22 protein-coding genes are annotated in these 24,780 nt (G+C 67.7%); 14 read left to right on the forward strand and 8 right to left on the reverse strand.

The features are described 5' to 3' along the window. Positions 1 to 63: 63 nt before the first annotated feature. The 9 genes from ON33_RS04255 to ON33_RS04295 all read left to right on the forward strand — a co-directional run bounded on the left by ON33_RS04255 (position 64) and on the right by ON33_RS04295 (position 7,670). Positions 64 to 345: a hypothetical protein gene (locus tag ON33_RS04255; RefSeq protein WP_040855389.1), complete on the forward strand. Its 282-nt coding sequence runs from the start codon at positions 64 to 66 to the stop codon at positions 343 to 345. Positions 346 to 368: 23 nt separating this feature from the next. Then, positions 369 to 1,907, forward strand: a complete 1,539-nt coding sequence (locus tag ON33_RS04260) for a hypothetical protein (RefSeq protein WP_245550296.1) — start codon at positions 369 to 371, stop codon at positions 1,905 to 1,907. Between the two features lie 75 nt (positions 1,908 to 1,982). Further along, positions 1,983 to 3,830: a hypothetical protein gene (locus ON33_RS40905; protein WP_040855392.1), complete on the forward strand. Its 1,848-nt coding sequence runs from the start codon at positions 1,983 to 1,985 to the stop codon at positions 3,828 to 3,830. Between the two features lie 4 nt (positions 3,831 to 3,834). After that, on the forward strand, positions 3,835 to 4,629 hold the full coding sequence (locus ON33_RS04270) for an ESX secretion-associated protein EspG (protein WP_040855394.1): 795 nt from the start codon (positions 3,835 to 3,837) through the stop codon (positions 4,627 to 4,629). Beyond that, positions 4,622 to 4,981, forward strand: a complete 360-nt coding sequence (locus ON33_RS04275; RefSeq protein ID WP_245550297.1) for a hypothetical protein — start codon at positions 4,622 to 4,624, stop codon at positions 4,979 to 4,981. The genes ON33_RS04270 and ON33_RS04275 overlap by 8 nt, the downstream gene beginning before the upstream one ends. Positions 4,982 to 5,072: 91 nt before the next feature. Beyond that, complete coding sequence (locus ON33_RS04280; protein WP_051151621.1) at positions 5,073 to 5,420, forward strand: toxin-antitoxin system YwqK family antitoxin; 348 nt, start codon at positions 5,073 to 5,075, stop codon at positions 5,418 to 5,420. Positions 5,421 to 5,710: 290 nt separating this feature from the next. Beyond that, positions 5,711 to 6,028, forward strand: coding sequence for a type VII secretion target (locus ON33_RS04285; RefSeq protein ID WP_040855400.1), 318 nt, complete (start codon positions 5,711 to 5,713; stop codon positions 6,026 to 6,028). Then, positions 6,025 to 7,275 carry a hypothetical protein gene (locus ON33_RS04290; RefSeq protein WP_051151622.1) on the forward strand — a complete coding sequence of 417 codons (1,251 nt, stop codon included), beginning with the start codon at positions 6,025 to 6,027 and terminating at the stop codon, positions 7,273 to 7,275. Before ON33_RS04285 ends, ON33_RS04290 begins: the two co-directional genes overlap by 4 nt. A gap of 77 nt (positions 7,276 to 7,352) precedes the next feature. After that, entirely contained in the window at positions 7,353 to 7,670 is a 318-nt protein-coding gene (locus ON33_RS04295) for a PE family protein (protein ID WP_040855403.1), read from the forward strand. Between the two features lie 30 nt (positions 7,671 to 7,700). On the opposite strand, the gene ON33_RS04300 is transcribed toward ON33_RS04295, so the two are convergent. After that, positions 7,701 to 8,171, reverse strand: coding sequence for a hypothetical protein (locus ON33_RS04300; RefSeq protein WP_040855405.1), 471 nt, complete (start codon positions 8,169 to 8,171; stop codon positions 7,701 to 7,703). A 41-nt stretch (positions 8,172 to 8,212) separates the two neighbouring features. Next, positions 8,213 to 15,754 carry a WXG100-like domain-containing protein gene (locus ON33_RS04305; RefSeq protein WP_444543755.1) on the reverse strand — a complete coding sequence of 2,514 codons (7,542 nt, stop codon included), beginning with the start codon at positions 15,752 to 15,754 and terminating at the stop codon, positions 8,213 to 8,215. Between the two features lie 182 nt (positions 15,755 to 15,936). Between ON33_RS04305 and ON33_RS04310 the strand changes: the two genes are divergently transcribed. After that, the gene (locus ON33_RS04310; RefSeq protein WP_051151623.1) at positions 15,937 to 16,605 is read left to right on the forward strand and encodes a hypothetical protein; all 669 of its coding nucleotides are present in this window, start codon (positions 15,937 to 15,939) and stop codon (positions 16,603 to 16,605) included. A gap of 1 nt (position 16,606) precedes the next feature. Here ON33_RS04310 and ON33_RS04315 read toward each other — a convergent pair whose 3' ends face one another. Beyond that, a complete protein-coding gene (locus ON33_RS04315; RefSeq protein WP_040855419.1) occupies positions 16,607 to 17,125 on the reverse strand; it encodes a YbaB/EbfC family nucleoid-associated protein in 519 nt (172 codons plus the stop codon). Between the two features lie 9 nt (positions 17,126 to 17,134). Continuing rightward, entirely contained in the window at positions 17,135 to 17,449 is a 315-nt protein-coding gene (locus ON33_RS04320; protein WP_157184397.1) for a WXG100 family type VII secretion target, read from the reverse strand. 159 nt (positions 17,450 to 17,608) lie between these two features. Here ON33_RS04320 and ON33_RS04325 point away from each other — a divergent pair, with 159 nt between their 5' ends. Next, the gene (locus ON33_RS04325; RefSeq protein ID WP_040855423.1) at positions 17,609 to 18,163 is read left to right on the forward strand and encodes a hypothetical protein; all 555 of its coding nucleotides are present in this window, start codon (positions 17,609 to 17,611) and stop codon (positions 18,161 to 18,163) included. Positions 18,164 to 18,193: 30 nt separating this feature from the next. Next, positions 18,194 to 18,568 (forward strand): toxin-antitoxin system YwqK family antitoxin, encoded by a 375-nt coding sequence (locus ON33_RS04330; protein WP_218001369.1) that lies wholly within the window; start codon positions 18,194 to 18,196, stop codon positions 18,566 to 18,568. Positions 18,569 to 18,578: 10 nt separating this feature from the next. Here the strand turns inward: ON33_RS04330 and ON33_RS37910 are convergent, their stop codons facing one another. Continuing rightward, positions 18,579 to 20,258, reverse strand: coding sequence for a hypothetical protein (locus tag ON33_RS37910; protein ID WP_157184398.1), 1,680 nt, complete (start codon positions 20,256 to 20,258; stop codon positions 18,579 to 18,581). Between the two features lie 586 nt (positions 20,259 to 20,844). Here ON33_RS37910 and ON33_RS04345 point away from each other — a divergent pair. Next, positions 20,845 to 21,267, forward strand: a complete 423-nt coding sequence (locus ON33_RS04345; RefSeq protein ID WP_157184399.1) for a hypothetical protein — start codon at positions 20,845 to 20,847, stop codon at positions 21,265 to 21,267. A 28-nt stretch (positions 21,268 to 21,295) separates the two neighbouring features. Here ON33_RS04345 and ON33_RS04350 read toward each other — a convergent pair whose 3' ends face one another. Beyond that, entirely contained in the window at positions 21,296 to 21,478 is a 183-nt protein-coding gene (locus ON33_RS04350; RefSeq protein ID WP_040855431.1) for a hypothetical protein, read from the reverse strand. 450 nt (positions 21,479 to 21,928) lie between these two features. On the opposite strand from ON33_RS04350, the gene ON33_RS04355 reads away from it, so the two are divergent. Beyond that, positions 21,929 to 23,365: a nucleic acid/nucleotide deaminase domain-containing protein gene (locus tag ON33_RS04355; protein WP_157184400.1), complete on the forward strand. Its 1,437-nt coding sequence runs from the start codon at positions 21,929 to 21,931 to the stop codon at positions 23,363 to 23,365. Positions 23,366 to 23,438: 73 nt separating this feature from the next. Here ON33_RS04355 and ON33_RS04360 read toward each other — a convergent pair whose 3' ends face one another. Together ON33_RS04360 and ON33_RS04365 are read right to left on the reverse strand one after the other, a co-directional pair. Then, entirely contained in the window at positions 23,439 to 23,807 is a 369-nt protein-coding gene (locus ON33_RS04360) for a hypothetical protein (protein WP_218001370.1), read from the reverse strand. A 142-nt stretch (positions 23,808 to 23,949) separates the two neighbouring features. After that, complete coding sequence (locus ON33_RS04365) at positions 23,950 to 24,660, reverse strand: hypothetical protein (RefSeq protein WP_040855436.1); 711 nt, start codon at positions 24,658 to 24,660, stop codon at positions 23,950 to 23,952. Between the last annotated feature and the right edge of the window lie 120 nt (positions 24,661 to 24,780).

The following is a 24,780-nucleotide window of genomic DNA, read 5'->3' on the forward strand; positions in this document are numbered from 1 at the left end:
ACCGCACAGTCATTCGCGATATGTGATGCTGACAGTTGGTTTTCGATACGGAGGAGGGCGGACGTGCGCGGTAGCCGGCCGAGCGAGGAACAGTTGCGGCACAATTTCGAGTCCGCATTGGCCGCGGCCAGGCAGGGGAGCGGCGTGCGCAGCGAGACCGGCCTCGACGCCCCCACCAAGGACGCCCTGTGGGCGATCGCCCGCGCGCACCCCGAGATCCCGGATGCCATGATCGCCGCGGCCGAGCGATCCTTCGCCGGTCAGCTGGACGGCAGCAATGCCGAGCGCTGGCGCGCGGAGATGTCCCGCCGCATCGCCGAATTCGGTTCGGCGGGCCAGAGCTAGCGGCGCGTACAGGAGACGATCGCGTGACGATTTCGCACGAGCCCAACGAAGACCCCAGCGGCACAACGGAGGCAGCCGCCGACACCCCGGACTTCGACAGTATGGCCGCGGTCATCGGTGTCGGGGAACCCGCCGAGGAGCCCGCCCCCGATATCGGTTTCAGCATGACCGCGGCCGAACCGGATATCCCGCAGCGCGCCCGCAGGTTGGCGCACCGTATCGCTCAGGAACTGCGCGACCAGGCCCCGGAGGGCTGGGCGCGCGTGCACGCGGCCTTCGCGCTGACCGTGACCGATCACCGCGCGCGCATCGACTACTCCGACGACGAGATGCGCCACCTGCAGCTGCCCGCATCGCCCGAAATCCTCGCCCTGGTGGTCGAACACCGCAAGCTTGCCATCGAATTGGGTGACCCCTGGTGGCGGCTCGAGCTGCAGTTGACGGTGGCGGGCGAGCTCACCGTCGACCATGACTACGGCGACGAGCCCTTCCCCGCCGACCAGATGCTCACTCCGCAGGACTATCTGGCCGACCTGGAGGCCCACCCCCGCGACACCCTGCCTACCTGGCTGGCCGCCCTCCTGCGGCACGGCGACCGCCAGTCCCGGACCCCCGGTCAAGCGGCGGTCGCGGCCCGCGCGGACCGGGAATCAGGTTATTTCCCAACGGTTTCGGAGAACGACTTCCCGAATCTGCCGGTGCTGTGGGCCCGCTGGGCCGCCATTGCCGCCGCGTTCGTGGCGATCGGCTCCGAATGGGGCCCGCGGGTGCTCCCGTCGTTCGGCTGGTTCGAGGGTTCCCGCCGCTCGGGTTCATCGCTCTACCTGCTGCCCGGCGGCCGCGCGGTGCTGTCCGGAGGCGTCTGGAACGCACCGGAATTGGCCGCCGCCTACGACGGCGAGGCAGCGCATCCGAACCTGTACGCCGGCGCCCCCGAGTGGGTCGCCAACCCGGTGCTGAACACCCGGGCGAGCGGCGGCATGCTCACCTTCTGCTACTGGTGGGAGCGTGGTCGCTGGTACCGCGGGGACTCCCCGGTCGCCGCCGAACTCGCCCCCGCCGTGCCCGGCATCTGGACCGCCGCCACCGTCACGGGCGTGATCAGCGATCTGGTCGCCGTCGATCCCACCGATGAACAGCGCTCCGCGGTAGCCGAATTCGTCGCCGCCGCCGAGCGCCGCGATGTCACGCAGGCCGTGCTGGACGCGGCGTTCGGTGCGTCCGGCGATCTGGATGCCGCTCACTACCAGCTGGCCATGGCCGGGGTGGCGCGCATCGGCCCGGAGCCGCTGCCTCAGCGTGAAGCCCTGGACGCCGTCCGGCACCATGTCGGCACCGAGGGCATCGACACCACCGCGTTTCCGCTCGATCAGCTTCGCGCGGAACGGCTTCCGGTCGGCTGGATGGTCTACCTCCCCGCCGATGCCGAGGATCCGGTGATCGACCGCGCCCTCTACTACGTCGCCGACGACGGCGTGGTGGAGGCGACCACCTCCAGCATGCCCGCGTCGGTCTATCTGCCTGGTCTGGAACAGCGCTTCCGCCAACGACATTCGCAGTGAGGCCGGTCGGAGGAGTGCGGAATCGGTGGCGACGGCCCGTAATCTTTCATGTGTTGGTCGAGTTAGGAGCGGTACATGGGTGACGGTGGCAAGGTCGACAACCCGTGGCTCGGGCTTTCCCGGGACGCGCACGCGAAACACGACCGGCTGCGGCTGGACCCGGGCTCGGCCGAGGCCGGCGCCAAGTACGCCGCCGAGGCCATCACCTCGCTCAACGCGGCCCGGGGTTACGCCTATCTGCTCGATCAGTACTCGGGCTTCAGCAATAACGGCGTCCTGCAATCGGCCCTGAACCTGCAGGACCGGTTCGCCAAGCAGGGCGGCCGGGTCGGCGGGATCATCGATGACTACATCGCGCTGCTGAACGCCATGGGCGACACCTTCGTGGCCGCGGGCAAGACGTACCGGATGACCGACGATCAGTCGAAGTCGGATTTCGACGCCATCAAGACCCAGGCGAACATCGACGTGCACTTCGACGGAATTCCGCTGGACGGTGCGACCCAACTGTCGACCTGGTCGGATCAGTCGTCACCGACGCCCTCCGACGCGAACGGCATGGGGGACATGGCGAAGGTCGCGAAGGAGAAGTCCGGCCGCTATACCGATTCGATCGGTTCCGAGGACCCGTCCCACCACGACGGCAAGTGGTTCTTCGATGTGGGACAGGGCATCAACCCGACGCCGATCGCCGACCGCAGCGCGCTGTGGAAGTGGATCGCGCAGGTGATCTCCTCGTCCTTCGAGACCCTGACCGGCTGTGTCAAACGCCTGGAGTCCGACGGTCACTGGACGGGGCAGGGTGTCGAGGCCGCGATCGCGGCGTCGCGGGACTTCGAGGCCCAGGCCACGGAGTTCTCCACGGACCTGTACGCCGTCGCCGAGAACCTGCTGTACACCGCCACCTGGCTGAGCCAGACCAAGGCGGGCATGCCACTGGTCTGGCAGGAGGACTACCGCGGGACCTCCACCGAGACGTACATCATCAAGACCGGCACCGCCGCCTTCACCTCGTGGTACATCCCGGGAATCGGCAACTCCAGCACCACGATTCCGATTCTGGTGGATCCGACCGATCCGTCGTCGCACGCGCCGTCGTCGTCCCCGCGCAACGATTACCGCGGGTCCGGACCCGATAACCGGGGCGGCGGCCCGCACGGCTCCGTCTCGCCGACCGGGCCGGGCGCCATCGGTGATCCGGGCTCGAAGAAGCCCGGAGGCAAGACCGATCCCAAGGGCACGCATCCGGGCAAGGACGACCCGAAGGCCAAGGATCACCAGGATCCGAACGGCAAGGACGGCAAGGACTCCCACGGCAAGGACGGCAAGGACCCGAACGGGGGCAAGACCGATCCCACTGGCAAGAACCCGAACGGCACCGGCTCGAATCCCGATGGCACGAACCAGAATTCGTCGAACCCGAATTCCTCGTCGACTTCCGGCCAGAACTCCGGCCTGTCGGGTCTGCAGAGCGCGCTGCAGTCGATGACGTCCGCGGCGTCGCAGAACACCGACCAGAAGAAGCAGCAGGACCTGAAGGACGCGCTGAAGGATTCCCCGCTGACCAACCTGCTCGATGACCTGAAGCAGCCGGGTGGTTCTCCCGGTGGCGGCGGACCGGGCGGCTCGCCCGCCAAGCCGCTGCTGGAGGCGGCCAATGCCCGCCTGTTCCCGCGGGCGGCCGTGGCGGCGGAAGCGGTGGAGTCCAGCGTCTCCGGTGTCGCCCGTGCAGGTGTCGCAGCCTCCGGTGCCGGCATGGGTGGCATGGGCGGCGGTATGGGCGGCATGGGCCATGGCGGCGGCGCGCACGGCGCCCAGGGCGGCAAGGAGCACAAGCGCCCCGACTTCCTGGACTCCAACGAGTATCTGGACGAGGCCATGGGCAAGGCGCCGATCGTCGCGAAACCCGTGGTGGAGGGCTGAATCGGTGCTTCGAACCTGGAAGTTCACCGATCTGGAGTTGCTGTCGCTGTGGCAGGACCTCGGTGAGGAGTTCCTGCCGTACCCGCTGAGCTTCGCCAGCCGCACCGAGTGGTGGAACGATCATCTGGCGAATATGGCGCGCGCCCGCGAGAGCCTGCGGATCCGCGAAGCCGATTACGCCGAGGTTTTGCACGCCCTGCTCATGCCCGAGGTGCGGGTCGAGGTGCACGGCTGGGACGGCCGGGACCGGCTCTCGGCGTCGGGCAGCATCCGGCTGCTCGGCATCCGTTCGGGCGAGGCCGGGTACCTGCTGGTGCAGCATCCGGGCGAAACCTACCGGCACAGCAGCGGTTTCACGCTCTCGGAGTTCTATGCCGAGGAGCTCGCCGAACGCGTGGTGGCCGCGCTGCCGGACACCCCCGCGGGCCGGGATTTCCCGGGCGCTCAGGGCGGTGACCTGGTGCTCGCCGAAACCGAGGATGTCGACGAGGTCGACTACGAATTCGGCATGTCGCCCGCGCACGAGACGATGGAGGGCACGACGGTGACCCGGGCCGCCGACTTCCTGGCCGCGCCCGTGCCGAGCATGGGCAGCATCGACGTGGTGCAGGGCCGTTCGCGTTTCGGCCCGCGCGGCATCGCCCGCTATCGCTTGCAGTGGCGTGACCTCGAGGACGACGGCCGCTATGTGGTGACCGGTGACCATCCCCCGGTGGCCGCGGCCGCGGACCGCCGCCGCATGGTCGCCACGCTGGACGCCCACATCGCCGAGGTGGTGCAGGTGATGGCCGATGAGTGAAGGGAGCGCACCCATGGGATCCCCGGACTTCCCGACCGAGTTCACGCTGTCCTCGCGGACCGGCGCGATCGTGGTGACCACCACGGAAGCGGGCCTGCCCCGGGCGATTTCGGTGGAACGCGACCGGCTGCGGGAGGACCCGGACCTGCTGGCCGCGGAGATCCTGCGCCTGTGCCGTCAGTCCGCGGCCCGCGCCGGGATCGAGCGGCGTGCCCAGTTGAAGGCGGCCGGGCTGGCCCCCGAACTGCTGGCCCTGACCGGCCTGCCGACCGCGGAGGAGGTGACTCGCCAGGAGTATGTCGAGGAACAGGAGTACGAGACGGAACCCGACAGCTGGCTGCGCCCGATCTGAGCCGATCCGGGTCCGACTGGACCACCCCGATACTGTGTTCCCGTCCGACCTGGGCCGCCAGGCCGTGTCCCGACCCGCGATGGAGTGAATCATGCGAATCAGCGGTGACCAGGTGTACCGCGACGAATTCGGCTACATCAGCCACGACGGCGCGCTCTACACCGGGGAAGTCGAGGAGTACGCCGAGAACGGGCAGTTGGTGGAGCTCTCCACCTACTACGAGGGCATCGAGAACGGCCTCCAGCAGGAGTGGTGGCCCAATGGGAACAAGCGCGCCGAGGGCGTCACCAAAATGGGCTCCGCGGTGGGGGAGTGGCGGTACTGGCACGAGAACGGCCAGATGTCGGAGCAGGTCGTGCTGGACGCGGACGGCCAGGAGATGACGAGAAAGCGCTGGAACGCGGCCGGTGACCTGACCAAGGACGTCAAGATCCGCTGAGACGTGATGAAATATATGATGCGCCAACGTCGTTCGGTCCCAACGTGACGACTGGTTTCGGGAGGCGAGGGCAACTCGCCGGGTACGCCCAAAATCGTTGTGACACTGCACGTTGACACGGATGCACGGCCTGCGGCGCTCCGCGAGCAGCCCGCTGAAGTTCCGGGGAGGCGGAATTGGATACCCGGCGTTCACCGCGCTGTTCTTCAGTTTCGTGAACTCTTCGCTATGCCGTGCGAATGTCAGCTCTGTATAGTTCGATTCGAAATGATCTTCCTGATGGGGGTCTTATGAGCAACCTCGTTGCCACACCGGATGCGATTCGCGCTTACGGAGATGCGTCGGCCGCCATGGCGAGCGCTGTCGCCGGCGCCGCCGCGGTCGACCAGGTCGCCACGGTCGTCGGCCTGGTACCCGTTTTCGGCCTGATCGGTCAGGACTTCCTGCTGAGTTACGCGGGCGCACAGGGCAATCACCTGTCGTCGGTGGCCGAGCTGGCCGCCGTGCACGCCGGCACCGCCGTCACCGCCCACGAGGCGGCGGCGGGCTACCAGGCCACCGACGAGGCCTCGGGTGTCGACTTCCTCTCGCTGTCGCGGGACCTGTGAGCACTCCTTTCGAGGGCTCGACCGGGGCAGTCCAGGCCACGCCCACGGCGGCGACTGGCCAGTCGGTCGCGGATGCCTTGCGCGACACCGCGTTCGCGCCGCTGCTGGACAGTCCGGTCGCCGATGTCCTGCAGACCCTGGGCCTGCCCGCGCTGCCGCAGTTGCCGGCGGTGCCCCCGCTGCCGGACATGCCGCCGCTGCCAACCCTGGATCTGACCGCGCTCACCAAGCCGCTCACCGATCTGGCCTCCGCGTTCGGCACCGGCCAGCTGGGTCAGGGGCTGGACGCGTCGAAGATGCTGTCGGGCGTGTCGTCTGCGCTGCAGCAGGTGATGTCGATCGCTCAGTCGGTCATGTCGCTGGCCAACTCGAATTCGTGGCAGGGCTCCGGCGCGACCGGTGCGGCCGAGAAGGGCGCCGCCGCGCAGACCAACGCGGTGGAACTGGCCGGCCAGAATCTGCACCAGAAGACGGTCATGGCCGGCGCGGCGACGTCGGTGGCGACCGGCGGGGCCCTGATGTCGGCCATCATCACCAAGTTCGTCACCGGTGTCACGGTGGCCGCGCCGTTCATCGGCACCCCGCCCGGGCAGGCGTTCCTGCTGTCGCTGGCCACCGAGACGGCCGCGGAGGCGACCGCGGTGGTGGCCAAGACCCGCACCGAGATGACGGTGCACAGCGCCAATATGACCACGGCCGGACAGAAGGTGAAGGTCACGGACGCCCCGAAGGGTGTGGACTCGCTGTCGCAGGTGACGCAGCTGCTGGGCATGATCTCACCGCTGAGCAGCGCGGCGAGCACCGGCGTGCAGCAACTGCAGCAGCTCCAGTCCATCAGCCAGACCGCCGAGGTGGAGCCGACTCCGGACGCCGAACCGGTTGCCGCGCCGACGGATTCGAGTGCGCTCGGGGGCGGCGGTCTCGCCCCGATGGGCGGGCTGGGCGGCCTGGGCACGCCCTCCACTCCACTCGGTCAGACCAGCCCCCGCACCATGAGCGCGACCACCACCCCGCCCGTCCCCGTGCCCGCACCGATGCCCGCCACCGGTGGCGCGGGTATGGGTGGCGGCATGGTGCCGCCCATGGGCGCCGCCGGCGTGGCCGCGCAGGCCGGTGACGCCGACGAGGACGTGCGCACGAATATGGTCACCGCCGAGCACGGCGACGAGGTCGTCGGCGAGCTGGGCTACACCGGCGTGCCGGTCGTCGGCGCGGTCGGCACCAACGGCCCGCGCCCGGCACAGTGAACGAGCGCGGCGACGCGGAAACCCGGTCGGTGTATGTCGGGGCGACGCGGTAGGATTCGCGCGGAAAGGGAGGGACGATGAGCGAATTCAACTTGGGCGGTGTGCGTTTCGACGCGGACACGGTGCTGGCCGCCGCCGCTGACCTGGAAGCCATGGCCGATCGGCTGGAGACCGCGCTGGGCGCTGACACCCCGGCCCTCTCGGTGCCCGCCGCGGGTTCCGACAAGGTCTCGCTGGCCGCCGCCGACACTCTCACCGCGGTCGGCGCGTCGTTCGTCACGCAGAGCGGTGCCGGCGTGGACGAGCTGCGCAGGCTGGCCGCGGTGGTGCGCGATCAGGCGAACACCTTCGGCCAGGTCGAGGTCGACAACGCGACGGACTTCACCAACCTCTGACCGGTCTTCGTCAACCTGCGACCGGTCGCCTCACCGCGGCGGTGCGGACGGGTGGTCGATGCGGGCGGGAAGCGGTTCTCCCGCCTTCGATTCCGGGTCGAAGGGTGGAGTGGACCCGGCCAGGCTGAGATACCCGTTCACACTCTGCGTGAGGGCGAAGGTGTATCCGTCGGGCGTGCGCGCGTACCCGATGCGCGGCCGTGCGTCGTGCTCGGTGCTCGTCGCCCAGCCACGGTCCTGCCAGCCCCGCAGCATCAGATCGAAATCCTGATCCGAGGTCTCCGGTGTCGCGCCGAGCACCCAGTACCTGATGTCCAGGAATATCAGCGGATTGTCGGGATCGCTGTCGTCCCAGGGCAGCGTGACCCCGGCGTGAAACTGCGCCTTGGGCAGATCCGGATGGCGGAGCACCAGTGCCAGTTCGGGCAGCTCTCGCAGCGTCTCGCTGAGATGCCGTAGCAGTTGTGCGCGGGCGGCGGCCTGCGTTGTCGCCGTGGGCATTCCGTCCTCGTTTCGTCGATCCGTCCGGTCGTGGGGGCCGTTCAGCGCAGCAGATTCGCATTGCCGGTCAGGATCAGTCCCAGGCTCCGGAAGGATTGGTGGCCGGAGCTGAAGTAGTTCCTGCCCACATGGTCGTCGGGATTCCACCCCAATCGTGTCCGGCTGGGTGCGGTGCCGGATTCGAAAACCCTAGCGCCGAACGCCGGATCGCTCGGTGCGGGGCCGTGGGTGGGCGGCATGAGCTGGATGGAGTCGTGCTCGGCCATGGTCGCGAAGACGTGCTCGCCGATGTCGGCGGGGTCGACACCGGTCAGTCGCAGATCCCCGACATGCGCGGCGCCGGTGCCCCAGCTGCCGAGGAAGACCAGTGCGTCGGTGTTCAGCTCGTGCCCGTGCCCGGCCGCATGCCCGCCGGTGACGCCACCGTAGGAGTGCGCGATCGTGGTGGTGTTCGCGGGCGGGCCCTGATGGGTGACGCGCAGGCCGTCGTGGAATTCCCGCACCTTCGCCGCACCGTCCTCCGCGTGACCGGAATGCAGCGCCTCGACCAGCGAATTCGGATTGTGGTAGGCGCCGAACAGAATCACCGACGTCTCCGCGGTCGGATCGATGGCCAGGGCGGCCTGCCGTACCTGCGCCAGCGTCTCCAGCGCGTAGCCGACGCCGCTGCGCCGCCGGAACGCTCCGGCCAGTTCGACGGCGATGTTCTGGGCGGTATCCGGATTGCCGAGGGCGTAGATGTATTGGAGCTTCTCGTCGAGGTACGACAGATGGACGGCCGGCATGCCCTCGGGGGTCGGCAGGTCGAGATAGTTCTCCTTCATGTCCCGGAGGATCGCCAGCCGTTCCTCGTCCTGCGCCAACCGGGCCTGCTCCCACAGCATCTCGAGGGTTTTCCGGTTGTAGATATCGCGGTCGGACTGCGGTATGCCGTCACGGTTTCCGATGAACGGGTCCGCGGCATGCCAGGCGTCCTTCTCCGCGGGGGAGAGGCGCTGCCACGCCTCGTACAGCTGCCGCGGGTCGACCGGCAGCCGGTGGTCGGGATCGGTGGGCAGTCCGACATCCGGCACCGGCGTGTGCTCGGGTGACTCGTCGGTGCCCGGCGGCCACCGGAACCATTTCTCCCCGGAACGCACATCCTCGACCATGTGGTCGCCCACCAGCCGCAGGTGTTGCGAGCCCGTCTCGGAGCCGGGCGCGTCGGCTGCCGCGTCGAGTGTGCGCGCGAGATGCACCGCCATTTCGGCCCGGAATGCCATGTGGGCCTTCATCACGGCCTTGTGGAACGGAATCGAAAGGTAGTCGAGCGCATCCGCTGCCCTGAGTTCGAGGCGGACCGTCTCCGCATGGTCTCGATCGGCGGCGGGCAGTTCGGATTCGCGCCGGCCGACATCGGCGAGCAGATCCGCCACCTGCCGGCGCGCGTGTTCGGTCAGATGGTCGGCGATGATCGCGCGCCGGTCGGCCGCGCCCGGTGTGCCCTCCCGCAAGCCGAGGCGTTCGACCAAAGCCAGCGCTTCGTGATGGGTGTTGCCGTCGGGCGCCCGTTCGGCGAGCTCGCGCAACTGCCGGATCCGCCCGAGATCGTGCGCGGTCGGCGTGGCGTCGTGATCGACCGGCCCGGGTCGCAGGATGCCCGAATCCGGTATGCGCGCTTGATCGATCAGGCGCGCCAGTCCCGGATCATGCTGGGCCAGTAGCCGTTCCACGGTGGGCGCATGTTCGGGATCGTGCAGTCCCAGGTGGTACATGAGGTCGTCGAGATCGCGGCGCAGGGGTGCGAGGACCACATCCTTGGCCCGCGCCGCGACCGCATCACCGATCTGGTCGACCAGCACGCGCAGCTCGGCGAAGCGTCCGCCCAGATGCGACGTCATCCGCGTGGGCCGATCGTCGACCGGATCGATGACCACGTCGTCGTCCTGGGCCAGCCGGATCTCGGCCAGCTCGTGCGCGACCGCGCGGACCACGTCCTCGTCACGGGCGTGCGGGGAGACGTGGATGTCGTATCCGGTGATCCGGCCGGATTCGTCTCTGTGGGCGGTGAATTCGGCGACGGCATTGCCGGTGGTCGGCCCGACGTCCACGGTGATGTCGAGGGTCCGTGCGTCGTGCGCCATCTCGAACCGGCCCGCATCGTGATTCCACGCGACGTCTGCGGGTTCGATGAGCCGCAGATTGTGCTCGACCTTGTCGACCAGGGATTCCCGGGTCAGCGGGTCCGCGTCGCCCGGCCGCGCGTCACCGCGGAATTCGCCGACCGGGCTCGCCGTTCCGTGATCGGCCGGCGGATCCGCATGCGAAGTGCCGACGGGGTCATCGGGTTCCGCTGAAGGGCGGTATCGATCGACGAGATTGTCGGGTCCCGAGGGGAAGCCGGTGTAGCGGCCACTGAAGTTGTGGGCTTCTCCCATGGTGTGGTTGCAGTTGGCGCAGTAGGGGCAGGCCCGCGGTGCGTCGCCTTCGAACGGCTTGTAGGTCTGCGAATACATTTCGGCCAGGGCTTCGGGGCCGGTCGGGTATTCGGGAAGCCCTTGCTCGCGACGTTCCACGTTCGCGCGCTCTCGCGCCCACAGCGCCGCGTTGGCGGCCTTGACCTCGGCGTGGCCCCAGGGCCGGTCGAAATGCGGGTACGGCCGAACCTCCTTGGCGTAGCCCGGATAGGTTTGACTGTCGGGTCCGCCGTGACGGCTCAGGTTGGGGTAACCACCCTCGGGACGCGCCAGCCCGGCGGCTTTCATCGCGTCGATATTGGCCTGCAGCGTGGGGTGGCGCTCGTTCTTCGGGACGACCTCGTTGCGGCCGCCGTTGGCCCCCTCGTAGGCGATGCCGGTCCGCAGGTCGACCACCGTGGCGGTCACGCTGCCGTGTGACTTCACCCCTACGTAGCTGCCATCCGCCTGGGCTTTGATCACTCGTTTCTGCGTCTTGATCGGCTTCTCACCCGGTTGCGCCGAGAAGCTGTCGGAGGCGGCGCGGAACTTGTCGGCACGCTCACGCGCGATCCTGTCGACATGCTCCTGGACGGGCCTGCCGTCGACAGCGGTGATCAGCTCGCCGGTCCGCTCGACACCACCCGGATGCTGGTTCAGGTCCGCGACAGGCTTGGTGTCCGGGGTGGTCGGCGCTTCCGAATGATCGTGGCTCAGCGTGCTCGACGGATGGACCTGGTGCGGGTCCGCGGATGTCTCGGCCGCCGAGTCCTTTGTCTCGTGCGCGGATTCGGGAGCGCCGCGCTCGTGGGCGGCGGTCGCGCCGGCCCGATGAGGCGTCGAGTTGTCCGAACGATGGTCATCAGTGCGCGAATGTTCTTGCGGCTGCGCGGATTCGGCGGTGGGTACCGCTGACGACTGGGGCCGCAGCGTCTCGTGTGTCCCAGGCGAATCCACATCGCGGGAGATCGTCCACCGATGTTCGGGCTGGGGCGGCGAGAACTCCGCCATCCGCTCGTGCGGCAGGGCATTACTGGAGCCCGCGTCGATGGTGTAGTAGTAGTCGCGGTTGCCCGGATGCGGGAATTCCTCGCGTTCGGTCAGCGTGAACGGGTTCCGGCCGTCGCGGTGCAGGGTTTCCAGCGCCTCCCACAGCTTGGTGCCGAGGATGTGTTTGCGGCTGCCCGGCTCCCCGCCGACCGTGTCGGGCTTCATGTCCCACTGGATCTCGACGCGCCCGCCGGGTGCCAGGATCTCCGAAAGATGCTCGGCGATCCCGTGGTACGCCGCCTCGGGAAGATCCGCGCTGACATTGTTGATGAAGACCCGGGCGATATCGCCGCCGAGCAGGTGACCATTGCCCAGCATGTCGCCGTAGACCATGACGGTGCCCGGTTCCATGAGCGGACCCGCGTCGAGAATGCCGAGATCACGGCGGCGCTGCGCGCCGATCGCGGCATCGGCGAGCTCGGTCTTGATGATCAGCCCGCCACCGGCCCGATCGGCCGCCGGAGTCATCTCGACGGCGAACGCGCCGCGGCCGACACCGACATCGATGGTGTGGCCACCCGCCGCGGCCGCGGGAACCGAGGGCCGCGGCTGGTGCTCGATGGCCTCGTTGTCCGCGCCGAAGCGATACTGCTCCAACGGAAGCCGGTGCTGTGGCTGCGGGCGGGGCAGCACCTCGACGGTGGACAGGCCGTCGACCGCATCGTGCAGCACGACCGTGTACTCGACATTGAGCCCGTGCTCGGCCGCGGCGCGATTGGCGCGGTCGATGCCGTGCAGGAAGTTCGCCAGGGTGGTGTGCTCGCTGCCGATCTTCATGCGCCCGGTCGCGTGATCGATGACGCCGGTGACGCGGTCCGGCGCGGTCTCGAACGCGTCCGCGGCGGCGTGCATCCGCGCGAAGCGGTCGGCGCCGAGGGCGTCGCGCGCCGCCTGCGGCATGCCGTCATGGAATTCGTCGATCGCGCGATGCAGGGCCGCCGCCTGTTCCGGCCCGCGTAACGATGGATGGTTGATGGCAGCGTTGATCGGATCGAGCGCCGGCAGCAGGCCGGGCACCTGACGCCGGGCGGCCTTGGCCTCGGCCTCGAAGAGCGGTTCGAACACGCGCCGCGAAAGCTCTTCGCGCATCCGGCCGTTCAGCCCGTGCTCCTCGACGCGCACCAGATCGGCGGCGTGGTCGCCGGTCATCAGCTCGCGCAGCCGGTCGAGGTGGTTCTCGGCGGCGTGCCGGAAATCGTCCTCGGTGAGATGCGGGTCGAAGGCCGGCCGGTCGGTGAGCACGCCCGCCCGCTCCAGCTCCATCCGTCGTGCGAGTCCCGGATCATGTTCGGCCAGTAGTCGTTCCACGGTCGGCGCGTGTGCCGGATCGCGGAATCCGAGGTGATCCCTCAGATCGTGCAGATCGTGCCGCAGCCTCGGCAGCTCGGCGGCGCGGGCCGGATCCATGACGGCGCGATCGATATGGGCCGCGAGCACACGCAATTCGGCGAAGCGGCCGCCCAGGTGGGTGGACATCCGGGTGGGCCGGTCATCCCGGGTGTCGATCAGAATGTCGTCGTCCTGCGACAGCCGGATCTCGGCCAGTTCGTGCGCCAGCGCCCGCACCACGTCCTCGTCGCGCGCCTTGTTCGACACCCGCACGTCGTAACCGTCCGCACTGGGCGCGAATTCGGCCACATGCCCGTCCGAGGTCGGACCGACCTCGATCCGCACGATGCGCCCGTCCGACAGGACGAAATGACGCTCGTCCGGATTCCAGGCCACCCCCTCGGGCGTGATGAGCCGCAGATTGTCCTGGATCTGCCCGTGCACGAACTCCGGTGTGAGATCGCCGTCGCTCCGGGCGTTTCCATGGAAATCGCCGACGGGACCGGCCGCGGCGGGCTCGTACCTGCGCCCGTCTCCGGCTCGGGTGCTCCGGTCCGCGGGCGGTGGCGCATCGACGGGAATTGGGACGAAGGGCGCTACCTCCGGGTGCCCACCGGGCGAATCCGCGCGATCATCGGGCGCGCGATGATTGCGGGGAAGTCCGCCGCGGTCATCTGCCAGGCGATTGTCGTCCTGGGACCTACTGGCCCGGTCGTGCGGCACAGCGTCGTGATCGACCGGTGGCCGTGGGGTGTCGCCCGGCAGGTTCAGGAAATCGTCCGGTCCGGCCGCATGCGCGTCCGCATGCTGCTCGTGGTCGCCGCCGGTATTCGGTTCGGCCAGATGCGCAGTCGGTTCGAGGCCGGTGCGGGTTGCCTGCACCGGTGCATCCGGCCGGGTGGCACGATCGACTCCGGCACGGGTGTCGGGGGCCTTGGGGGTGCTGCCTTCCACGGGCTTGGGCGAACTGCCGTCCGCCGAAGTGCGCAACGGATCACGCGGTGTGCCAGTGGCCCTGGCCGGATCCGCTGCCGGTGCGCGAGTCTCGGGGGCGTTGTTCGCGGTGCCGGTGTGTCCGGTCGTCACGCCCTTGCCGGGCTCACCGCCCGGGCGGGTGTTGCCTTCGTTCGAGAAGTTCGTCGCCGCAGTGGAATTCGTATCCCTGACCGGCTCCGAGTGGTCCGACGTGGATTCCGCAGTGCGCGAATCCATTCCGGTGTCGTGCGCACGACCGGCTGGATCCATTGCGGCCGTGCCGTCCCCGGCGCGATACTCCGGCGCGCCGCTCCCGTCGGCCCGCGTCGAATCGCCGGCGGACGAGTCTCCCGTGTGGTCGCCTCCCGACGTCGCGGTATCGGCGGGGCGGTGCGACCCGGAATCGGTCGCGCCGCCGGTATCCTCCGCGTTCGCGTCCTGCCGCTCCCGCCGGCCGTCGGACGCGAACGAGCCGTTGTTGTCGGACCGCGTGGAGTCGCCGCTGTGGTCCGTCGACTGATCGTGTGCTTGGTCGGTGGGCGGGGCGTCCGTGGCCGTGGTCGCGCTGGCCGGGTGCAGACTGGGACCGCCGGACTGTTCGCCTCCCTGCCCGCCGGTCGAATCGCCCGTGTTCCCCTGTTGCCCAGCGGTGCTCGTGTCGCCGACGATGCTGTGGCGTCTGCTGGTGTTCGTCTCGTCCGCGCCGCCGTTCCGGTCGGCGTTCGGGTCGCCGGATGTGTCGTGACCGTTGCCATTGGCATCGGACCCCGTCGTATGGCCGTCCGGCGCCGTGCCCGGGTGGTCGAATGTGGTGGTTCTGTTGCCGTTTTCGCCGGGAACGCGCGCGCTGCCGTCGCCGTCGCTGCCCATCGGGCGACCGGCGTGATTGGACTCGCCGTTGTATCCGTGCAGGCCGCTGGGCCCCGCCCCGGCGAAGGCGCCGCCGGCGAGGGTGCGCGGGTCGAATTCCCAGTCGCCGTTGACGAGACCATTGGCCAGCCAGCCCGCTCCGGCCCCGCCCACCCCGGCGGTCGCCCCGGTGAGCATGCCGTTGAACGCGCCCTTCCAGCCGCCCGTTCCGGTGGGAAGGACGCTGTGCGCGCCGAACCCGATCGCGCCGCCCGCCCCGCCGGACAGCCCGGCGACCAGCGCGTTCTTCCCGATCGCGTTCCAGTCGAAGCCATGTCCGTGCCCGTCCAGATTCTGGATGGACTCGACGAGCAGTTCCTGGGCGGTGGCCTGGACGGTGGAGATCACCGCGCCCTGGCCGATCTCGTAGATGAGCTTGGGCAGGATCTCCCGCAGCAGGGCGTTGGTGATCCGGCTCTCGACAAGCTCCGCGATCCGGTCCGCGAACATCTCGCCGAGCCTGCGGAACGTCACGCGTGCGATCGAGATGACGGCGGCCTCGGACTCCGGCGCGAAGGGCCCCGTCGCAGCAGCCCAGGCGAGTTCGGCCACCAGCCACCCGCCCGCGATATAGAAGTTGAGCTTGGCCGCCTGCAACTGATCGCCGAATCCGTCGGCGGCGGTGGACAGCTGGCGGTAGTTGTCGCCGAATTCCTTGACTGAGCCGTGCCCGGAATCGTCCCCGTAGCGCAGCGGTTTCAGCCACTTGAGAATCTCGTCGCCACCGGTGCCGTCCGGATAGGCGTCGCCGATCGCGCCGAGCAGATGATCGAGGTCCTGCAGCAGGTCATCGGCCTGTCCCGCAACGGATTCCAGATCACGCGCCATCTGCCACATGGTGTCTTCGTTGCCATGCGGCCATGTGGAGCCCACCAGCCAGCTCATCCACTCGAGCCACGATGGAAACTCCAGCGCCACAGGCCACCTCACGCCGGTCTGATCTGATCTTCGGCGAGACCGACTGTGCCACAGGGATACAGGTGAACTCAACACGAACGGCGAATGAGTCGCCGGTGACGGATTCGAGTACACCCGGCGGTGGTAAGGTCCGGCGGTAAGGAGGCCGCATGGGCGACATCTCGGGTGCACGTGACGAACTGGACCGGCTTGGCGCGGCTCTGCGCGCGCAGCTGACCGAACTCGTCACCGATCTGACCCCGGGCGCCGACCTCGGCCTGCTGTTCCTCGACGAACCGACGATCGCCGAGTGGACCGAGCCGCCGCGCTACCACTATTCGGGTCTGATCCGCGGCGAGCGCCCCGCCACTGTCCCGGCCGCCGATCTCGCCCGCCGTGCGGCCGCCCTGCTCGCCGCGGCCGGCTGGCAGGTCGGCGAGTCATCGGACTCCACCGGCGCGTATCCCGCCGTGGTGATCACCGGTCACCGCGATGGCAGCAGTATCGAAGTGCGTGTGGGCGACCATACTTCGGCGGTGATGTTCAGCGGCCGGACCTCGGCGCTCGCGCTCCGCGATCCGGAGGAGTTCCGGTGGCCGGACCCGGTGCGCATTACTGAAACCCTGACTCCCGGCCATGTCCTCTGCTACGAGTGCGACGGCTTGGGCGCCTGCCCGGAATGCGGCGGCCGGGGACGGCTGGCCGGCGGGGAAACCTGCCCCGAATGCCGTGGTGCCCGGGTGTGCCCGATCTGCCGGGGCGCGGGCCAGCTGGCGGTCTCCCAGCTGTCACCCTTCCAGCGCACCCACTATCCCGAATTGCGCCGGGCGCCTGAGTGATTCACCATCCGGAGTCGGTAGCTCCGCGATTCTCCTGCCCCTCGGTCCACGTCTCGTAGCCGACGGCATTACCGAAGTCGGGCGCGGGCTCGTTGAGCTGGGACAGCCGTTCCCGCGATCGCGGGGGTGCCAGCGAGGCCGGCTCGACTGTCGGCGCCTTGGATTCGAGATCCGGCATCCCCTCGATCAGCTCCGACAGCCTGGGCATGCGGGCGCGCTGATCCCGCAACGGCTGCAACAGTTCTCGACCCTGCCGGGCCACATCGTTCGCAGCGTTCTGCGCGGCCGTCGTGACCGCCTTGGCGATCTCCTCATAGGTCAGTTCGCCGATGTCGGAGGAGAATCGCGTGGCGATCACCACGCCGTCCGCGTTCACCGTGACCTGCACACGCCCGCCCGCCGCGCTCGCACTGGAGATCAGCTGGGTGCGCTTGCGCGACGCCTCCGCGATCTCCCGCATCTGCGTCGTGAATCCCTCGAGTATCGCGGACTTCGCGACTTCCCCGTTCTCCCTCACCATTTCGCCGGCCTAGGCGAACGTGTCGAAGTTGCCGTGCTCCATGTTCTCGAGCCGCGTGGCGGACTTGTTCAGCCCCCGGTGCAGATTCTGGAACGAATTCGCCAGATTCTCGGTCCCGGTGGCCATGTTCGCGCTGCTGGTGGAGAAGCCCTTCGCGCCGTCGGCGAACTTGCCGCCGAAATCGTCGTCACCCCACCCCGAGGTCCCCGGCGAGACCGCCGACCGGGCATTGTCGGCCATGGACTGCAATCGCGCCTGGATGTCCCCGGCGATTGCCGCGGCGTCGCGCACCGCATCCGGATCTACCTGCACTCTCCCGGCCATGACATGCCCCTTGCGAGTAAACGGATTCCGTGACGCCATGCCCAGCACAGCAAGATCGACTGTCCCACAACCGATCAGTGAACACAACATGAACGAGACGTGCCGCCGTCCGCCTGGCAAGATCGAACCCGCAGCATCCGGCAGGCCGAAAGGAGCCCCATGTCCGGCACCCTCCCGCTGGCCAGAACCAATGCCGAAGCCCGCCTCTATCTCACCCTCCAGCCGTGTCCCACCTGCGGCGCGGCCCGCTGCCGGTTCCGCAGCGCCGTGGTGACCATCGACGGTGAGCTGGCCAGCCGCTACACCGGGGAATGCCCCTCCTGCGGCGCGGCCCGCGAATACGAATTCCGGCTCCCCGCCGACATCCTGCCGCCGCCGGCGGAATCCGTCCGCTTCGGCCTGGACAACCCCTCAGAGCTGCTCGATCCCGGTGTGTGGCTCTGGTACTCCGACAACTGCATCCGCCAGGTCCCACCCACACTCGCCGGCCTCGACGCCCGCGCCGAACGCGCCGCCCGGCACACCCTGGCCACCGCCCTGGCCGCCGTCGAGGAAACGCTGAAGTTCCTCCCGCCGAGCGGCGACCGGATCCCCGCCGCGGCCTTCACCTCGTCGAGGGGCCACGCGACCTACACCGCCGAGCCGGGCCGCTTCACCCGCCCCCGCCTGCAGGCCCTGCGCGACACCTACGCCGCCGCCCTCGCCGGCCGCTAGCCGGGCATTGCATACGATTCGATGGTTCGGGTGAAGACCGCCGGTGAGAGGGACAGCATGAAGCGGATCGACTACAGCGTGAGCCGGCGCGAGATCGCCACGGACGACGACCTGCGCCTCACCTATCGCGGCGAGCCCTTCACCGGTGAAGCGGTCGAGACCATCGGCGACCAGCTCCTCTTCCAGGTCTTCTACGTCGACGGCATCCCGCACGGCCCCGACCGGGAATGGTGGGCGGACGGCCCGATCAAGTCCGAAGGCCAGGTTAACTACGGTGTGCCGGTAGGTATTTGGCGCACCTGGCACCATAACGGACAGCTCGCGAGCGAGCAGGAATTCGACGACGAGGGCGACCCGATCGAGACCCGGACCTGGGACGAGTCCGGAAACCCGATCGAGAACTGACCCACCCGCCTCAACCCCCGGTAATCACCTTGATGGCCGCATCCTGCGCCGCGTCGTCAACCGTCCCGACCCGGAACCCGCGACTCACGATGTGCTGCACCAGCTCCGCCTCCGGCGCCACCCCGTGCTTGTGCAGATAGTGCGACACCGCCCCCGCCCAAACCCAGGTCCCATCGGTCCGGAAATTCAACGGCACATCCCGATCCGCCGGCGCGAACTCATCCTGCTCGAAGCTCCTGGCCGCCAGCACAATCGGCGCCGACTCCAAATACGCCAGCACCGCGGTCCGCGTATTCCCCTCCACCGCAGGCCGATCCACCACCGGCCGCCCCTCAGCGTCCTTCCCGTCATACACCTTGGCCATCCGTGGCGGCTGCACGAAGGATGACTCGGGCGAACGTTTCACGGTGGCTTCGACATCCGGTGCGGTGGCTGCGACACGGTTCGGCGCAATGCCCTCGGGCGCACAGGGATTGGGTGCAGCGGTCGGCTGCGCGAAAGGATTGGGCGGCGAGGCCGATGGCGCGAAAGGATTGGACGGCGAGGCCGATGATGCGAACGGATTCCCCGCAGCCGCACCTGGCTGACCACCAGGCGCGAAGGGATTCGCTCCAGGGGCGACCGCGTACGGATTCATCGCGCCGACCGGCCCAGCGGGTATAGAACCCGGCGGCATGAATCCCGGTGCGTAGCCCACCCTCGGATGGGCCGGTAGCCGCGGCCGCGACAACTGCGCCACCAGCCCCGCGACGGCCGCGGCGAAGGACAGCACCAGCGTGAGCACCGTCAACCAGAACCCGACACCCGCGTATTCCCAGAAGTTGAAGCCCAGCACGGCGAACACGAGACTCAGTCCGCCGGTCGCGTTCGCGACGATGACCGCGGCAGCAGCCCCGCCGGCCGCGCGCACAGCCGGATTCCGCAGGCCGGCACCCGCCAGCAAGGCGATGGCCACGACAGCCACGGCGAGCGATCCCACGGTGAAATGCACGGCGAACAACGGAACAGAGCCGCCCTCTCCCGTACGCCACATGCTCAGGAAAATCGAGCGGTCGCCCACCAGCGGCACGAACGAACTCCCGAATCCGACCGCCGCCGCGACAACCAGGAACACGCCCGTGACCCGGTCCGCCACGCCGCCGCTCGGCGCCCCGCCCATCTCCTGCGCCGCACCGCGTTTCGACACCACGGCATCACGCAACCCGGTCACCAGAGCCGCGAGGGCAACCAGCGTTACCAGCGTGATCACCCAGAATCCGGGCCCCGGCGAACTGTCCTCCCCGAACCCTCGCGCATAGCCCACCACATCGCCGGACGCGATTTGCAGCACCAGCCCGCCCGCGAATGCCGCCACCCAGAACAGCACCCCGCGCCGAGCCCCCATCCCCACCGCGAGCAACGTCCCCGCCACACCGGCGACGATCACCATCAGCACATACGGCACAGCGGAGAGATAGTCGGAGGTTCGCAGCCCCCCTCCCCGCATCGCGCTCCTCCAGACATACCAATCCCGCGAACTGCCGTGGAACCGAAGAGTCGTCACCGGCAGCCAGAACATCGCGACCGTCAACACCGCCGCCGCAATCAGCAAAAACCCACTGACCCGCCCGACCTTCCCAACCCCAGGCACCGTGTTCCCCGGCGCCTGCCCGGGCCCATTCATGAAGCCTTCATTCCGTGTGTAGGCCATAGATTCTCGCGCCTCTCCCGTAGCAAGATATGCCCCGCCGCCGCCCGGAACAGTCCATCCTCGGCCCCATCCGTCCGAGCCGCCCGCCGAACCTTGTCGATGATCAGAGTCCGGCTCATTTCCTCATGCGCCGGCCCGAACCAGTACTCCGCCTCCGCAGGCTCATCCCGAACCTGCCGGTAATAGACGAGTAGCGCCACGACGTCACCGACCGTCCTGGCGCATCGGCTCAGACGTGCGCGCACTGTCGTCGGCCATGACTGTTCCTCCCCCATCGGATACGGGAGCCGACACTAATTGGCCTGTCCTGTCGATGCCAACGTGGAACACGTAGTGCCGGTGGCCAGAGGGCTGCTTGTCGGCTCGGCTGAGAGCTCAGCTTCGGAAGAGCGGTGATGGCTGATTTCTGCAGAAGAGCGATGGCATCGGTGTCGGAAGGGACCAACTCGGCCCGCTGGCAGTCAAAGACGCCAGGGTCGTTGACATTTGGTGAATGGCGATGGTCTCGTGAATTCGCGGAGGCCCGCCTGCGCAGCGGTATGGTGTCTGAGGTCAGGTTCGCTATGCCGGGGAGTGGGAGCGCGAATTGACGATCGTTTCGTGGCAGTGGCCATTGGTTCTCGGCCTCATCCTGATCCGACTGCTCGCGCCCGGATGGCTGATCCTGATGACCCTCTGGACGCTCGGCTTGCCGGCGTTCGTGGTGTGCGCTCCGCTGTTGTTCGCTGCGTATCTGTCCACCCCCGAACAGCATTCGCTACTCCAACTCGCAGACATGTTCCTGCTGGTAGCTGCCTTCACCGTGCCCGACGGCGGGGACAACAGCGAATACCACATTCCCCTGTTGACCCTGGTGAAAGGCAATCCCGAAATCGGCGAGAAGAACCTGATAGGCAGAGGGCTGGTCTGGATCGGCGGCTGCAGCGTACTGGGCTACATCGTCGTGCTCCTGGTCATGTGGGCCAATATCGGCGAAGCGCACGGCTGGATCTCATTATCAGTGTCGTAGCGCTGAACCGGGTCGGGCCGTCGAGCGCTTACTCGGCCACGTTGCGGACCGTCGTGTTCGCATCCGGCTTCTTGCACTCGTCTCGCACCATGATCAGCTCGATGAACGGCCCCGGGTCGACCAGGTTCGGGTTCTCCTCGTAGAACTCTCGCATCAGGCTGATTCCGGTGTCGTCGTCGGTTGCGGCGGCGAGGAACCGGGGCCAGGTCATCTGGGAAGCGTTGCGCCACGCAGCCTGACCGCCGCATCGAATGTCTGCTAGTCAATAGCTATGTTCCATGGCCAGCGATGTTTTCGGGACCTGGTTAAGATCAGTCGACACTGAGCCGGCGGTGATCGGCTTTCGGTCAACACTCGCTGATCAGGGGGAATCAGGATGCCGGCCAAATGGGCTCCGAACGCGCGTGATCAGGAGTTGAGAGGTCCGGTGAGACTGCGTGACAGTCGAATCGCGCTCACCGGTGCGGCCTTGTCCGCTGCTCTGCTCGTCGCCGGATGCTCCTCTGTGCCAGGCCACCCCGTAGCTGCACCCAACACCACCCCGTTCTACTCCGCGGTCCTCGACCTCATGACTCAGCAGGTCGCGCACTACACCGGAACCAATTCCCAAGGCGGCACCTGGGATATGCGCACCACCGCTGCCGGCGAGATGCTGGGGAGTGTGGGCGCGCAGGGGCAGCCACAGGTGGGTGTCCTGTCCATCGGTGGCAAGACCTACGTCAAACCCTCTGCAGGCAGCCAGGTCTCGGATCTCCCGTCGGGAGTATCGCCTTCGTCGGTGGCGGGCAAGTGGGTGTCTGGATCCGATGATCTCGCCAAGCTGGTTCCGGCCGGCGCCCAGTCTCCCTACAGTATGGCCGCTGCGCTGATGCAGGCGCTCGACAAGGCACACACCTTCCCTCGGGTCGGTGACTCCACTGTGCAGGTGGGCGCCGACCAAGCCTACGAGGTTGTGACACCCGATGGCACGCTGGATGTTTCGGCGACTGCGCCATACCACCTCCTACGCTGGGATCCCGAGCGCAAAGACCAGCATCCCTCCGCCACCACGACGCCCGACTCATTGGTCCTCGGTGGCGGTTCGACTCCTGCCGACGATGATTCTTTGGGCCCCATAGCTTTCACCGTGATGACTCCCGCCGACCGCGACCAGGCGTTCAAGGACATCATCGCCCAGACTCAGAGCTTGACCGACGCCGTTGATGTCGGAATACAGTTCAACTTCCAGCAATCCGGCGATCTGAAGTGCACCAACGACAGCTGCACCGTCTCCACGAGCGTGTCCACCACGACGACCACGGCCCACGCCGCCCAGCTGTCGGGCAATGTCTCTGCCGTGATGAAGGCGTCCCTGACCGTCGACGGCACCCCGAGCGCCGGCTGCTCAGCCGCCCAAACCCTACCCATCAACGGCAATTCCGTCATGAACTGCGTCGACGCTAGCGTCGCCCCGATCATCGCTCGCATCAATGCCCAGCATCAGGCACAGGCCGACGCGCAGGCCCGCGCCCAGAACCGCGATGTCAAGGTCGAATACTCGATCAGCATCAAGAGCCACGTCGAAGTCCAAGCCGTGGCCATGGTGCAGGCCGAAATCGACAAGCTGGTCACCGTAGTCCGCGCCGAACAAGACACTCGCCGCAACCGCGACACCTGCGGCCAATCCTGCACGTACCAGCAAATCCCCTATGGCAGCGACAAACTCAGCCAGGCCGCCGATCGAACCCGCAGAACCGGAAACCCCGGCTCGGGCGCGAACATCCTCATCGCTGTGGTTCCCGGCTGGAACGACCCCGCCAACGGCGACCTGGTCATCGGCTCCGGCGACGCCCAACCCGGCGACGCTTCGGGCCGTTCCGAGGACGACCTCCTGAGCAAGCTGACCGCCAGGGGCTTCAATCCCGGCCAGATCACCTCCCTCTACAGCGAACGCCAGCCCTGCTTCACCACCTGCAACTCCAAACTCTCCTCCGCCTTACCACCCAACACCGCCGTCTCCTACTCGATCCCCTGGCTGCTCAACGACACTCAGGCCACCGATGCCGGAAACCGGTTGCTGGACAAGCTCGCCATGGAGACAGAGCTCCCACACAAGTAGCCGATCGGTCCTGCGGCGGCGCTGCTGAACCCTATGCGGACCGACGGCACGATCCGCGTTCGCAGTCCCTTGTCTATTGCGCGTCGTCGCCGGAATAGCGGAACGAGGGCGGTTCTCCTGCGGCGCGGCGAGCGAACTCTTGCTCCCACATGTCGAACGTCTTGCGGCGCAGCACCGTCAACATCTCGTGTTCTCGCGGCTCGAGCTGTCGACGCTCCTGCCGGGCCTGATCGAGAATCTGGTCGATCTGCCGGTAGATGTCGAAGATCGGTCCCTCCCCCCGCAGATAGTGATTTCGAGCCTCCTCGGTTTCCTTGACGAACTGTTCTTCGGTGAGTGCCGAGAAGTCCAGGTCCGCACCGGGTTCGAAGACTGCGTCGATGTCGTCCTGCGTAGCGGGTTCGAAGGCGCCCGTGTCGATGTTGAGTTTGTGGCCGGTCACTTCATCGTGAACGGGTTCCTCGAGACGGATGGTTCCGTTCCGAAACCGGAAGTACGACGGGGATTCTCGGAGCCAGAGCACGGGGGTAGCCTCTCGGATGCATTGAAGGTGTACGGCTTGCGGCGATCGCCGGCCATAATGCTCAGGCATCCTCCAACCGCTTGCGTCCATAGCCTGGGAGGTACTGAGCGAAGAAGTCACGGACACTATTGGGGATAGGCCGGACCGCTGACAGCGAGTAGGTCTGGACGTAGCCCGCCTTGCCGAAACCGCCTTCCCAGAATTTGTACTTCGGTTCAAGCGTGTCCAGCAGGCCCTGATAGAGATCGCGCACTTCGAGGAAATCCAAGAGTTCGGGCAGGTTCCATGACTCGATGTTCGCTGCGGGCTTCTTGGGCAGGACAGCAGAGGTCCCCCCACTATCGCCGCGTACACGCTCACCGGTGCACAACGCCTCGACCGCCCGCAGCTCGAGGAAATGGTACGGACCGGCTTCTTCGATGAAGACCCACCGATTGAACCGGGGGTCCTCGTAGATCTCGCCGTCCGGCAGCTCGGCGACCTTCTCGGTGTACCCCAGCCCGGTGCTCGAGATTTCGTGTGGTTGGCCGTCCTCATCGTGCACAACGACCAGCCTGCTGGTTGTGGTGAGCCAATCGACCAGCGCTTGCCGGAACTCTGCGCGGCGGTCGAAACTGCGTACGCATTCCAGATGGAACGAGCCGGTGAAGAACGTTGCGTCGTCGTCCCAGGTCGCGAGGATCGTGTGGTAGGGCGGGATGGACTCAGCCCACCCCTCGACCTCCAGTACGAATCGTCCACAAAAGTGGCATGTGTTGCGTTCGTGGAACACTCGTAGCCTCTCCAATTCACCCACTGTGACCACTGACCGGTGGTCGGAGATTCCCGCCCAGACAAAACGCACTCTATCCTTCGGGGCTGGTTGCCGAGGTGGCGACCCGAGCGGATAGTT

Origin of the sequence: Nocardia niigatensis NBRC 100131 (genome assembly GCF_000308655.1) — a bacterium.
GTDB lineage: Bacteria > Actinomycetota > Actinomycetes > Mycobacteriales > Mycobacteriaceae > Nocardia > Nocardia niigatensis.